Origin of the sequence: Streptomyces mesophilus (assembly GCF_011044995.1) — a bacterium.
In the GTDB taxonomy this organism is placed as follows: domain Bacteria; phylum Actinomycetota; class Actinomycetes; order Streptomycetales; family Streptomycetaceae; genus Streptomyces; species Streptomyces mesophilus.
Genome location: NZ_JAAKZW010000241.1, coordinates 1 through 11964, shown reverse-complemented (window position 1 = coordinate 11964; position 11964 = coordinate 1). Strand labels below are relative to the sequence as shown.

Genomic DNA, 11964 nt, shown 5'->3' with positions numbered 1-11964 from the left:
GCTCGGTGCCGGGGATGGGCCCGGTGGCGGAGACGGTGGCGGGGGTGGCCCCGGATTCGACCCCGAGCTCGCCGCGGCCATCGCCCTCACCCGCGACCTGCTCGACCGCGGCGCCGAGAGCGACCAGGGCTTTCTGCCGCTGCGGCTGCGCCTCCAGGCCCAGGCCGCCGCGGCCTCCGGCGAACCCGGACTGTGCACACGTGCCCGCGAGGCGCTCCTCCCGTACGCCGACCATTGGCTGGTGTCGATGTTCGGCTGGGACATCAGCGGCCCCGCGATGCACTGGATCGCCCTGTGCGACCAGGCGCTCGGCCATCTCGAGGAGGCCGCCGAAGGCTTCACGGCGGCCGCACGCTCGGCGGAGCTGCTGCAGTCGAGGCCCTGGGCGCTCGAGGCGAACTCCCGGCTCGCGCAGGTCATGGCGGCGCGCGGACTGCCGGCCGCGCCGACGCTCGCGGAGCGGGTGAGCCAGGAGGCGGACGAGCTGGGCATGCTCCAAGTGGCCGCGCGCGTACGCCCGTTGCTGACCGACCGCCATGAACCGGCGCCGTCCGCCTACGCGTTCCGTTTCGACGGAGCCGTATGGCAGCTCACCTACGAGGGCCGGACCGTCGCGATGCCGGACGCCAAGGGCCTGCGCGATCTGCGGCTGCTGCTCAGCCGCCCCGGCGCGGACGTCCCCGCGGTCCACCTGCTCGCCCCCGAAGGTGGCGCCGAGGTGGTCGCGGCCGGGTCGATGGGCGGTGACGCGGTCCTCGACGACGAGGCCAAGCGCCGCTACAAGCGGCATCTGGCCCGCCTGGACGAGGAGATCGACCGCGCGCCGACGCCGGAGCGCGCGGAGAAGCTCGTCCGCGAACGGGCCGCGCTGCTCGACGAGTTGCGGCGGGCCGCAGGCCTCGGCGGCCGCACCCGCCGCCTCGGCGACGAGGCGGAACGGGCCCGCAAGGCGGTGACGGCCCGCATCCGGGACACACTGCGCCGCCTGGACGCACGGCACCCCGCGCTGGCGGCCCACTTGCGTGGGGCCATCAGCACGGGGGCTACGTGCGCCTACCGGCCCTCGGGTCCAGTCCCGGGCTGGCGGTTGTAGACCTACTTCTTCGAGTACAGCCGCATCGTGATCGGCCCGAACACGAGCAGCAGCAGTCCGGCCCAGCCCAGCGTCCACGCCAGGTCGGCCGCCGGCCAGTGGCCGTCCATCAACTCGCGTACGGACGTGGCCAGATGCGTGATCGGGCTGTTGTTCACGAAGGCCTGGAGCCAGCCCGGCATCGTCACCGGGTCGACGAAGATATTGCTGAGGAAGGTCAGCGGGAACAGGAACATCATGCTGACGCCCATCACCGACTTCTCACTGCGCAGCATCAGACCGAACATCGTCCAGATCCACGAGAACGCGAACGAGAAGACGATGAGCAGCGCGATCCCGGCCACGACGCCGACGACACCGCCATGCGGACGGAAGCCCATGATCAGGCCGACGGCCAGCATCACCAGGGACGCGATCGTGTAGCGCAGGGCGTCGCCGAGCAGATAGCCGACCATCGGCGCGGGCCGCCAGATCGGCAGCGTACGGAAGCGGTCGAAGACGCCCTTCTCGATGTCCGTGTTGACCGCGACACCCGTGTACATCGTGATCATCACGACGCTCATCACCATGATGCCGGGCAGGAGTTGCTGGATGTACGCGCTCGGCGAGCCCGCGATCGCACCACCGAAGAGGTACGTGTACATCACGACCATCATGATCGGGAACGCGGTCACGTCGAAGAGCTGCTCGGGCACATGCTTGATCTTCAGGATCGCCCGCCACCCGAAGGACAAGGAGGCGGACCACGCACTGGGCCGTGGCGGCCGCTCCTTGGCGATGAGCAAGTCGGCGAGGGTCTCGGTGGAGACCGGGGCGAGTTCGGCCGATTCGGTGGTGGTGGTCGCGGTGCTCATACTGCTGCCTCCTCGGCGAGCGCCGGCTCCTGGCCGGTCGCGGGCTTCTTGTCGGTGAGGGCGAGGAAGACCTCGTCCAGGCTCGGCTGCCCGAGCGAGAAGTTGTCGACCGTGATGCCGGCGCGGGCCAGCTCGGCCAGGGCGCGCGAGGCCTGCTCGGCGGCGGCTTCACCGTTTCCGGCGCCGCCCACGCGCGCGGTCAGCGCCAGCGGGTCGGGCTCCAGGGTCACGGCCGCGTCCAGCGTCAGCTTGAGCAGCTGCTCGGCGTCCGGGCGCTGGTGCGCGTCCCGCAGCCGTACGTGCACGGAGCCCGCGCCGACCGACGCCTTCAGCTCGCCCTTCGTGCCCTCCGCGATCACCTTGCCCTTGTCGATCACGGCGATACGGGACGCCAACTGGTCGGCCTCGTCCAGGTACTGGGTGGTCAGCAGCACCGTCGTGCCCTGCGAGACGACCGCGCGGACGATGTCCCAGACCTGGTTGCGGCTGCGCGGGTCGAGACCGGTGGTCGGCTCGTCGAGGAAGAGCAGGTCGGGGGTGTTGAGGATGGACGCGGCGATATCGATACGGCGCCGCATACCGCCCGAGTAGTTCTTCACCTGGCGCCCCGCCGCCTCGGTCAGACCGAAGGCCTCCAGAAGCTGCGCGCTGCGTTCGTACGAGGCCTTCTTGTTGTGGCCGAGCAGCCGGGCGAGGAGGACCAGGTTCTCGGTGCCGGTCAGGTCCTCGTCCACCGACGCGTACTGGCCGGTCAGGCTGACCCGGCTGCGGACGGCGTCCGCTTCCCGTACGACATCGTGGCCGAACACATGGGCCTCGCCGCCGTCCGGACGCAGCAGGGTCGCGAGCATCTTGACGGCCGTGGTCTTGCCGGCGCCGTTGGGACCGAGGACGCCGTAGACGGTGCCGGCCGGGACGGCGAGGTCGACGCCGTCGACGGCCCGGTTCTCGCCGAAGGTCTTCACCAGACCCGCGGTCTCGATCGCCAGGCCTCCTGACGATGCCGCTGTGTTCTTGCTCATCTTCCGTTCCTTCCACGGGAGTTGATCGGGTGTCTCTGTCTTCTTGTGCGCGGTCAGGAGGTGTACGGGCGCCGGGCCCGGGCTTCCCTGAGGGCGAGCCCCCACCACACGAGCTGGTCGAGCAGGGCGGTGACGGCCCGGTCGTCCCTCTCGTCGGAAGGTCCCGGGCTTTCCCCGACGAGATGCAGACCGACCGAGTCGCGCAAACTCATCGCATGCAGCTCGGTGAACACGCACCGCAAGTGCTCGACCGCGTACAGTCCCCGGCTGTCGAAGCCGTAGGCGACATAGCCGACGGGCTTGGCGTGCCATTCGTCGTAGGCGTAGTCGATGGCCTGCTTGAGCGAGGCCGGGAAGCTGCGGTTGTACTCGGGCGTGACGATCACGAAGCCGTCGGCGCGGGCGATGCGTGACGTGAAGCGGGCCATCGCGTCCGTCGGGGTGGCCGGATAGACGGCCGGGAAGTCCGGGTAGTCGGCCAGGTCGATCACGTCGAGCAGCAGGTCCCCGCGCTTGGCGGCCCGCTCGGTGAACCAGCGCGCCACGTCGGCGCCGATCCGGCCCTCGCGGGTGGACCCGACGATCACGGCCACGTCGAGGGGGCGTCCGGCTCCTTCGCGGTCCTGCATCGTGCCGCCTCCCTCGTCCTCGTACCTGCTCTCATCCAGAAGGCGCGAGACCGGGGCATGCAGGTCGCCAGATGAGATCTAGCGAACCTGGCGGACGGCCTGGCAGGCCCGTGACCTGGGGTTCGGGTGGCAGATCCGCCGAATGGGGGATTTCCTTGAGGAGGGGATCCCGGAGTCCCGGAGGGGATGAAGGAGGGCGAACATGCACACGTCCCCGGCCCTGCGAACACTGGCCGTCACGATGCTCGCGGCAGCGGCTCTGACCGTCCCGGCCGTCGGCCCGGCGAACGCGGCCACCCCGGCCACCGGGGCAGTGACCGCCGCCCCGCAGTGGGAGAACGGCCCGATCTGGGGCACGGTGGTCTCCGGCGGCAGCCTGAATCTGCGGGCCGAGCCCAACACCTGGTCCGCGGTGGTCGGCCGGCTCGCCCACGGCGCGAGCGACCGCATCCAGTGCGCGGTCTACGGCCAGAACGTGAACGGAAACGCGTCGTGGTTCTGGCTGACCGGCGAGCGCGCATGGGCCAGCGGCGCGTACATCTCGACGAGCCGGGGCGTCCCCGACTGCGGCAACTGGCGCCCCTCCGCGAACAATTCGGGCAACCAGCAGCACCACCGGCACGACCACAGCAACCCGTGCCGGCAGGACGATCCGTGCAATGCGTGCCGCCAGGAGTGGCGCCACCACCGCTGACCCGGCACACCACCGATCCCGGCACACGAAGGGACAAGTCCCATGGCTCATGCGGCACCCCGGCCCACCGGCACCAGCCTCGGCTCCGGTGAACTCAGCGGCTGGGCCGTCAAGCTCACCCCGGCCCTCGCGCTCGTCTACGGCTACTGGGCCGCGGCGATCCAGCGCTCGGGCGGACCCATTACGGCGGGCAACGTCTGGCTCGGCATCATCGCCACCGTCGCCTTCGCCGTGGTCTTCCTCGCCGTGATCAGGCTGGCCCCGAGGCTGCCGCGCGAGGCCCGCGCGCTGGCCTGGGGCGCCTTCGCGGGCATCGCGTTCGGCTATCTCTACAGCCTCACCGGCGAGAGCGTGCTGCGGTCCGCCGGCAACGCGGGGCTGTTCGGAGCGGCCGTGGCGTGCGCCGCGTTCTACCGCTTCTACACCAGCGAAGACTGAGGACCGGGGGGCTACGCCTGGTCGCGTACCGCCACCGCGTCGATCTCGAACAGCATGTCCGGCAGGGCGAGCGCCGCCACCCCGATCAAGGTCTGGGCGGGCAGGCGCTCGCCCCATGCCGCGCGCAGGTGCTTCAGGAGGACGTGCAGCTTCTCCTCGTCGTGGTCGACGATGTACGTGCCGATACGGACGACGTCCGTGAAGTCGAGCCCCGCGGCCCCAAGTGCCGTACGGAGATTGGCCATCGACCACGCGACCTGCGCGTCGAACGCGTCCGAGACGACCGCACCGGTCTCGTCGGAGGCGTACTGACCGGCGATGAAGACCTGCCGCCCGGCCGCGGCGGCCACGTGGGTGTAGCCGTAACCGGTGGGGTCGTGCAGGGCCGACGGGTTGAGCAGGGTGCGGCGGTCGGCACGGGCTTCTGTGCGGTGGTCGGTGCGGGCGTCGGTGCTGCGGTCCGTGCGGGCGTCGGTGCTGCGGTCCGGGCGGGCGTCGGTGCTGCGGTCCGTGCGGTGGTCGTGCGTCATGGGCGGGTTTCCTTCCGGTGGGCCACCAGTGCGGCGGCGAGAACGAGTGCGGCCGCGGCGGCGGGCACCGCGGCCATGGGCAGGGAGTCGACCAGGCGGCCGCCGAGCAGCGCGCCGAGGGCGATGGAGAGGCAGAAGACGGCGACGTTGAGCGAGGTCGCGCCCTCGATGTCGTCGGGCGCGGCGGTCAGGAACCAGGTCTGCAACGCCACGGACACCCCGCCGTACGCCAGTCCCCACGCGAGCAGCAGCAGAGCGCCGGTCACGCTCCCGCCCGGCAGCAGGGCGAGTGCGGTCAGGGCGGCGGTGAGCGCCGACGAGATGAGCAGGATGCGGCGCGGACCCAGTGCTCCCGCAAAGAAGTTGCCCGCGAGGCCGAGCACTCCGTACCCGAGCAGCAGCCAGCCGACGGCCGCGCCGGAGATGCCGTACCGCTCGGCCAGGACCGGGCGTACGAAGGTGTACGCGAGGAAGTGACCGGTGACGAGCAGGGCGGTGAGCGTCAGTCCGGTACGGACGCGGGGGTTGCGCCGCAGCAGCGCGGTCAAGTCGCCGGTGGTCAGGCCCCGTTGGGGCGGCAGCGGGGGAAGCAGCAGGAGCAGCGCCGCCAGGACCAGCAGCGAGAGCCCGGCCAGGACGGCGAACGGGAGCCGCCAGCCGCCGAGTTCACCGGCGAGGGTGCCGGCGGGCACCCCGAGCACGGAGGCCGCGGCCACGCCCCCGAAGATCACGGCGGTGGCCCGCCCCACCTGATGCGCGGGCACCAGGCGCGGCGCCAGACCGCCCGCGAAGGCCCAGAAGCCGCCGATGCCGACCCCGAGCAGCACCCGCGCCCCGAGCACGTACGCGAAGTGCCCGGCCAGCGCGGAGACCACGTGCGCCACGGCGACCAGGGCCATGAGGGCGGCGAGGACGAGCCGGCGGTCAAGCCGCCCGGACACCACCGTCAGCAGCGGCGCACAGACCGCCGCGACCAGACCGGGCACGGTGACCAGGAGTCCCGTCGTACCGTCCGAGACCTCGAGCGCGCTGCCCATCGGGGTGAGCAGACCGACCGGCAGCAGCTCGGCGGTGATCACCGTGAAGATGCCGAGGGCGACCGCGGCCACCGCGAGCCATCCCCGTACGCCTGCGGCCTTCTCTCCCACCTGGATATTCACCTGGACATTCGACATCCAGAATTACCCCCTTCGTCGGCCCCCATCACAGGGACGAGCACCTCAGCTGTTCTCGAACCAGCGCCGCAGCGTCTCCCGCGCCGCCGGCGCCCGCCGCTGGGCCCGCTCGCGTACGTCGGCGAGCGTGCACGCGGCGAGTTCCTTGCGCCAGGCCAGCTCGGCCCTGGCCATCGACTCGGCGAAGGCGCACGGCAGTTCATGCCCGGTGTGCGGCATCTCGCCGGGCCCCTGCTGACGGATCTCCGCGCAGCGGAAGGCCTCGTCCGGCCCCTCGATCGCCACGACCACGTCCATCAGCGTGATCCGCTCCAGCGGGCGCGCGAGGCGGAAGCCGCCCTTCGGGCCTGGCGTGGACGTGACGATCCCGGCCCGGGCGAGGGCCTGGAGCTGCTTGTTGAGGTACGCGGTGGGCAGCGCGTGGTACGCCGCGAGGCGCGCGGCCGTGACCGCACGGCCCTCGCCGATCCAGTCGAGGTTGAGGCAGCTGTGCAGCGCCCACTCCACGCCCTCGTTCATCTTCATAATCTGGATGTTAGATGTCCAGGATTAGCGAAGCAAGCGGACAGAGGCAAGCGGAACCGGTACGCGGCCGCACGAGTAGCCCACCCGTACCACCCCCGCTCGCGCCCCGTACCCCGCTCACCGAGCGTGGGAAGGGTGCACAGGACCCGAGGTCTCATGGCAGCGCTGCTGCTCGTGCTCGCCTGTGTCCTGACGCCGCTCGGCGAGCTCTCCACCTGGGCGAAGTACCAGATCGGCGACACCGAGAACTACGTGGCCGCGATGGCGCCGCTCGCCAAGGACCCCGACGTGCAGGAGGCGGTCGCGGACGCCGTGGCCGGCGAGATCGGCAAGCACATCGACGCCGGGCCGCTCCAGGGGACGCTGACCGCCTTCGTGCACGAGGCGGTGGAGTCCTTCACCGACACCGAGGCCTACCGGACCGCCTGGAACGCGGCGATCCGGGCCGCGCACGAGGCGGTGCAGCAGGCCCTGAAGTCCGGGGACGACGGCAGTGTCGTGATCGACCTCGCGCCCATCACGCAGGAGGTCAAGGACCAGCTGGTGGCCGACGGAGTGCCGTTCGCGCGGCGGATCCCGGTGCAGCACACCGAGGTCGAGGTCATGAAGTCGAAGGATCTGGTGCAGCTCAGGAAAGGGCTCCACATGTTGCAGGTCGCGGGGATCTGGCTGCCCGTCGCCGCCGTGCTCTGCGCGGTGGCGGGCATCGCTCTGGCGGTACGCAGACGCAAGGCCGTGATCGCCACGGCGCTCGGGATGGCGCTGGCGTCCGCGCTGCTCGGGCTCGGGCTGTGGATCTCACGGCGCCTGACGCTCTCGGACCTGCCGCCCGATGTGTCCAAGGGGGCGGCGGGCGCGGTCTTCGACGCCCTCACGTCGAGCCTGCGGACAGCGGTGTGGGTGATCGCCGCGGTGGGGCTCGTGGTGGCCCTCGCCGTATATCTCAGCCGCCGCGTTCCGGGACTGCGGCGGCGCGCCTAGCAGCGGGAGCGCCGCCAGGGAACAGCGAGCGTGCGCCGCACGAAGCCCCCACAGACTCCGTGCGGCGCACGGCCCGGTGGCCCCCCCCGGGCCGGACCAGGCCATGTACACGTCCTACGTCCCCCAAGTGGTCCGGACAACGATTCGGCTTGGCCCATTGCGGTCCCTGGCACACACAGGCCACCATCCCCGCATGCCCCACGAGTCACTCGACACCGCCCGCCGACAGCTGACCGCGGCCGGGGTCGACCCCTTCGACGAGCGCGTCTACCTCGAGATGCTGGTCCGCCACACCGCCGCGCCCGCCGAACTCGCCGAACCCCTCGACTGCTCCACGGACCGCGCCGCCCGTTCGCTCGACCGGCTGCGCGAACTCGGCCTGGTGGGGAGGCTTTCGGGCGCACGCCGCCGGTATGCCGCGATCGAGCCGGTTGCCGCGATCGAGGCACTTGTCCGCTCCCGTACCGCCGAACTCGACACGGTCCGGGAGGCAGCGGGCGAATTGTCCCGGCTCTTCGACGCGGCCCAGTCCGGCGGTACCGAGGAGGTCGAAGTCGTCGTCGGGAGCGAGGCGTTGGGACGCTGGTTCGTACGGCTCCAGCAGGAGGCGCGCGAGGAGGTCATCACCCTCGACCGGCCCCCGTACGCCCTGACGACGTCCAACCCCGTGGAGGCGACGGCCCTGACGCGAGGTGTCCGCTATCGGGCGGTCTACGCGCCGGAAGCGCTGGAGTGGCCCGGAGTCCTCGGCGACATCCGCGAGTTGATCGCGCGCGGCGAGGAGGCCCGAGTGCTGCCGGGCCTGCGCGTGAAGCTGGCGATCGCCGACCGGCGCCTGGCCCTGCTCCCCCTCTCCCTGGACTTCACGGGAGAGGTGCGCGCGGCGGTGCTGCGGCCCTCGGCGCTCCTGGACGGTCTGGTGGACTACTGGGAGCTGTGCTGGCGTACGGCGACTCCGCTGGACGCCCCCGCCGACGACCCCCTCGCGGAGGACGACCGCCGGATGCTGACGCTGCTCGTCGCCGGCCTGAAGGACGAGGCGATCGCGCGCCAGCTGGGCTGGTCGGTCCGCACGATGCGCCGCCGCATCAGCGCGCTCAACGACAAGCTGGGCGCGGCGAACCGTTTCCAGGCCGGGGTGATCGCGACCCGTCGGGGCTGGATATAACGCATGGGGCCGGGCGGCCTCCTCGCCTAGCCTCGTCTCCATGGCGAACGCAGAGCTCGACGGCGCACGGATCGACTACGACGACGAGGGCAACGGTCCCGCCCTGGTCCTGGTGCACGGACACCCCTTCGACCGCTCGATGTGGGCACCCCAAGTGGCGGAATTCCGCCGGGACTTCCGGGTCATCACGGCCGACCTGCGCGGCTACGGCGCGTCGACGGTCGTCCCCGGCAAAACCACCCTCGACGTCTTCGCCGCCGATGTACGCGCCCTCGTCGACCACCTCGGCATCGGCCGGTTCGTCCTCGGCGGGCTCTCCATGGGCGGCCAGATCGTCATGGACTGCTACCGGCAGTTCGGCCCGCGGATCCGGGGTCTGATCCTCGCCGACACCTTCCCCAGGGCGGAGACCGAGGAGGGCAGGGCGCACCGCAGGGAGATGGCCGACCGTCTCGTACGGGAGGGCATGAAGCCGTACGCGGAAGACGTCCTGTACAAGATGGTGGCCCCGGACGCGGACCCGTCCGTCGCCGAGCACGTCCTGCGGATGATGACCGGCGCGCCCCCGGAAGGTGCGGCGGCGGCACTGCGCGGACGGGGCGAACGCCCGGACTACCAGGACCTGTTGACCCGCGTCACCTGCCCCGCCCTGGTCGTGGTCGGCCGCGACGACGCGTACACGCCGGTCACGGACGCGGAGGCGATGCACGCGGCGCTCCCGGACTCGGCGCTGTGCGTGGTGGAGGGCGCGGCCCATATGCCGAACCTGGAGCGGCCCGAGGAGTTCAACTCGGCTCTGCGGTCGTTCCTTTCGAGGCTCGGCTAGCACCCGCCCGCGCGATCGGGAACCGCACACCGAGCTGTGGCCCGGATCAGCCCGTCTTGTCGGCCGTCTGAGGGGAGGCGATCGCGCGGGTCGCCTGGATCTCGCGGCGCAGGGGGGCCAGGACGCTGTCGTCGTCGCCCTCCGGAAGCGGGACGCAGACCGCCTCCAGGGTGTCCGTGTCCCGCAGACCCTCGGCCAACTCCTCCAGGTGACGGCAGAGTTCGGCCGATTCCTCGGGGGCGGGGCGGGGTGCGCCGTGCCGGATCCGTACACGTGCGGCGGTCGTCGCGTCGACCACCCGCTCGACCGCGACGACAAGCGGCCACCATGCGGCGGCCCGGGGCCCGGTGGGCGGCGGCTCGGTGAGGGCGCGCTGGAACTCCAAGCGTACGGAGGACAGATCCCGGTACAGCCGGCGCCGCATCCGCGCGCGGGCCGCGGGGTCCGGGACGCCGGGGGTGGCGGGGTCGAGGAAGGCCGTCTCGACATAGCGGGCGGTGTCGGCCACGGCGTCCGCGAGCCGGTCGCCGATCCGGGTCGACCAGCTCTCCGGCCACAGCAGATAGCCGGCGACGAGCGCGATCCCGCACCCGATCAGGCTGTCGTAGAGGCGGGGCATGACCAGGCCGAAGCCCTGCTGGTTCATGGTGTCGGACAGCAGCAGGATGACGGGCGTGATGGCGGCGGTCTGGTACCCGTATCCGCGCGGGGTCAGGGCCGGGATGAGCGGGGCGAGGACGAGCAGCACCGGCACGTCCCACCAGCCGCGCGGCACCTCGGCGAGGACCGCGGCGGCGACCAGGAGACCGGCGGCGGTGCCGACCGCGCGCATCACCGCCCGCGAGAACACCGACCCGAAGTCGGGCTTCATCACGAAGGTGATGGTGAGCGCGACCCAGTACGAGCGCTCGAACTCGACCAGCGAGACGAGCGCCTGCGCGATGCCGATGCACAGCGCGAGGCGCACTCCGTAGCGCCAGGACTCGGCGGAGACGAAGACGTTCCGCGCGGCGCGGCGGGCGCGCTGGGTGAGGGCGGCCGGGGTGCCGAGGCGGTCGTCGACGTTGTGCGGGTCCTCGCCGGCGATCACGTCGGCCGCATGCCGTACGGCGTGCTCGACGGCGCGGCCCGCGGTGGACTCGGCGTCCGGCAGATCGAGTTCGACCCGCTCGGGGTCCCCGCCCTGTACGCCGTCGGCGAGACGGCGCACCGTGTCGGCCACCTCGGGCGGCAGCGGGCGGCCGCTCAGGTGGGCGGCGGGGGCGGCCTCGACGATCAGGGTGAGGGCGTTGAGCTGCGTGACGAGCCGGACCAGGTCCTGGTTGCGGCCGTGGTCGCGGGTGCGGCGGGCGAGCACGAGGTCGTAACTCTGGTTGAGCGACTGCGTGACGGCCTGCCGCGCGTCCTCGTACGCTCCCGCGTCCCCGCCCGCCGCCTCGAGCAGGGCGGCGGCCTGGCGGTAGGCCCCGGCGACCTCGGTCCGCTCGGCCTTCCCCTGCCGCAGCGGCCACGCGAGCAGCGCGAGCAGGAGGACGAGCAGACCGCCGCCGGTCATGAGCAGCGGCGCGAGCCACCACTCACCCGGCATGGGCAGACCCGCCCCGATGATCGAGTTGAGCAGCAGAAGCAGCCCCGATACGGAGGCCACGGCGCCGATCGTCGAGATCATCCCCGACACGAGCGCGATCAGCGTGATCACCCCGACGGCCAGCCAGCCCTGCCCGTAGACGAGCGTGCCGAGCAACACCCCGACGGCGCCGAAGAGTTGGGGGATCGCGATGTTGATGACCCGCATCCGGTACGCGGACGCGGTGTCACCGATGACCCCGGACAGCGCGCCCATGGACGCCAGCGCCCCGTACGCGACGTGATCGGTGGCCAGCCCGATCACGAGCGGCAACGTCATCGCAACGGCGGCCCGGAACACAGCGGGCCAGGGAACGGGCGCGGGACTGGGCCTGAGCGTCCCCAACGTCCTGACGAGCCACTCGGGTGGGGTGAAGGTGGGGGTGGCTTCGCGGGAGTGGGA

The 11964-nt window shown here is 71.8% G+C and carries 12 protein-coding genes and 1 pseudogene; 6 read left to right on the top strand and 7 right to left on the bottom strand.

From position 1 onward, the window contains the following. A pseudogene (locus G6045_RS34415) lies at positions 1 to 1093 on the top strand (ATPase); the annotation flags it as partial. Between the two features lie 2 nt (positions 1094 to 1095). Here G6045_RS34415 and G6045_RS34410 read toward each other — a convergent pair. The 3 genes from G6045_RS34410 to G6045_RS34400 are packed head-to-tail and all read right to left on the bottom strand — an operon-like array spanning position 1096 to position 3598. Further along, positions 1096 to 1947, bottom strand: a complete 852-nt coding sequence (locus G6045_RS34410; protein ID WP_165336128.1) for an ABC transporter permease — start codon at positions 1945 to 1947, stop codon at positions 1096 to 1098. Continuing rightward, positions 1944 to 2969, bottom strand: coding sequence for an ATP-binding cassette domain-containing protein (locus G6045_RS34405; protein ID WP_165336127.1), 1026 nt, complete (start codon positions 2967 to 2969; stop codon positions 1944 to 1946). Before G6045_RS34405 ends, G6045_RS34410 begins: the two co-directional genes overlap by 4 nt. 53 nt (positions 2970 to 3022) lie before the next feature. Then, on the bottom strand, positions 3023 to 3598 hold the full coding sequence (locus G6045_RS34400; protein ID WP_165336126.1) for an NADPH-dependent FMN reductase: 576 nt from the start codon (positions 3596 to 3598) through the stop codon (positions 3023 to 3025). A 202-nt stretch (positions 3599 to 3800) separates the two neighbouring features. On the opposite strand from G6045_RS34400, the gene G6045_RS34395 reads away from it, so the two are divergent. Beyond that, positions 3801 to 4292 carry an SH3 domain-containing protein gene (locus G6045_RS34395; RefSeq protein ID WP_165336125.1) on the top strand — a complete coding sequence of 164 codons (492 nt, stop codon included), beginning with the start codon at positions 3801 to 3803 and terminating at the stop codon, positions 4290 to 4292. Between the two features lie 42 nt (positions 4293 to 4334). Then, positions 4335 to 4730 carry a hypothetical protein gene (locus G6045_RS34390; RefSeq protein WP_206344564.1) on the top strand — a complete coding sequence of 132 codons (396 nt, stop codon included), beginning with the start codon at positions 4335 to 4337 and terminating at the stop codon, positions 4728 to 4730. An 11-nt stretch (positions 4731 to 4741) separates the two neighbouring features. On the opposite strand, the gene G6045_RS34385 is transcribed toward G6045_RS34390, so the two are convergent. The 3 genes from G6045_RS34385 to G6045_RS34375 form a co-directional block, all read right to left on the bottom strand. Further along, on the bottom strand, positions 4742 to 5131 hold the full coding sequence (locus G6045_RS34385; protein WP_235968501.1) for a RidA family protein: 390 nt from the start codon (positions 5129 to 5131) through the stop codon (positions 4742 to 4744). 125 nt (positions 5132 to 5256) lie between these two features. Beyond that, a complete protein-coding gene (locus tag G6045_RS34380) occupies positions 5257 to 6435 on the bottom strand; it encodes an MFS transporter (RefSeq protein WP_165336123.1) in 1179 nt (392 codons plus the stop codon). A 45-nt stretch (positions 6436 to 6480) separates the two neighbouring features. Further along, positions 6481 to 6954: an RrF2 family transcriptional regulator gene (locus G6045_RS34375; protein ID WP_206344565.1), complete on the bottom strand. Its 474-nt coding sequence runs from the start codon at positions 6952 to 6954 to the stop codon at positions 6481 to 6483. 162 nt (positions 6955 to 7116) lie between these two features. Here G6045_RS34375 and G6045_RS34370 point away from each other — a divergent pair, with 162 nt between their 5' ends. The 3 genes from G6045_RS34370 (at position 7117) to G6045_RS34360 (ending at position 9935) form a co-directional block, all read left to right on the top strand. Continuing rightward, entirely contained in the window at positions 7117 to 7941 is an 825-nt protein-coding gene (locus tag G6045_RS34370) for a hypothetical protein (protein WP_165336121.1), read from the top strand. Between the two features lie 193 nt (positions 7942 to 8134). Next, positions 8135 to 9109, top strand: coding sequence for a helix-turn-helix domain-containing protein (locus tag G6045_RS34365; RefSeq protein ID WP_165336120.1), 975 nt, complete (start codon positions 8135 to 8137; stop codon positions 9107 to 9109). 40 nt (positions 9110 to 9149) lie between these two features. Beyond that, positions 9150 to 9935, top strand: coding sequence for an alpha/beta fold hydrolase (locus G6045_RS34360; RefSeq protein WP_165336119.1), 786 nt, complete (start codon positions 9150 to 9152; stop codon positions 9933 to 9935). Between the two features lie 46 nt (positions 9936 to 9981). Here the strand turns inward: G6045_RS34360 and G6045_RS34355 are convergent. Next, on the bottom strand, positions 9982 to 11964 hold a 1983-nt coding region (locus tag G6045_RS34355), incomplete at its 5' end, for an FUSC family protein (protein ID WP_408056399.1).

Excerpts from the sequence above, each read along its gene's own strand:
- G6045_RS34410 (WP_165336128.1), bottom strand. The coding sequence starts at position 1,947 with ATGAGCACCGCGACCACCACCACCGAATCGGCCGAACTCGCCCCGGTC.
- G6045_RS34405 (WP_165336127.1), bottom strand. The coding sequence starts at position 2,969 with ATGAGCAAGAACACAGCGGCATCGTCAGGAGGCCTGGCGATCGAGACC.
- G6045_RS34400 (WP_165336126.1), bottom strand. The coding sequence starts at position 3,598 with ATGCAGGACCGCGAAGGAGCCGGACGCCCCCTCGACGTGGCCGTGATC.
- G6045_RS34395 (WP_165336125.1), top strand. The coding sequence starts at position 3,801 with ATGCACACGTCCCCGGCCCTGCGAACACTGGCCGTCACGATGCTCGCG.
- G6045_RS34390 (WP_206344564.1), top strand. The coding sequence starts at position 4,335 with ATGGCTCATGCGGCACCCCGGCCCACCGGCACCAGCCTCGGCTCCGGT.
- G6045_RS34380 (WP_165336123.1), bottom strand. The coding sequence starts at position 6,435 with ATGTCGAATGTCCAGGTGAATATCCAGGTGGGAGAGAAGGCCGCAGGC.
- G6045_RS34375 (WP_206344565.1), bottom strand. The coding sequence starts at position 6,954 with ATGAACGAGGGCGTGGAGTGGGCGCTGCACAGCTGCCTCAACCTCGAC.
- G6045_RS34370 (WP_165336121.1), top strand. The coding sequence starts at position 7,117 with ATGGCAGCGCTGCTGCTCGTGCTCGCCTGTGTCCTGACGCCGCTCGGC.
- G6045_RS34365 (WP_165336120.1), top strand. The coding sequence starts at position 8,135 with ATGCCCCACGAGTCACTCGACACCGCCCGCCGACAGCTGACCGCGGCC.
- G6045_RS34360 (WP_165336119.1), top strand. The coding sequence starts at position 9,150 with ATGGCGAACGCAGAGCTCGACGGCGCACGGATCGACTACGACGACGAG.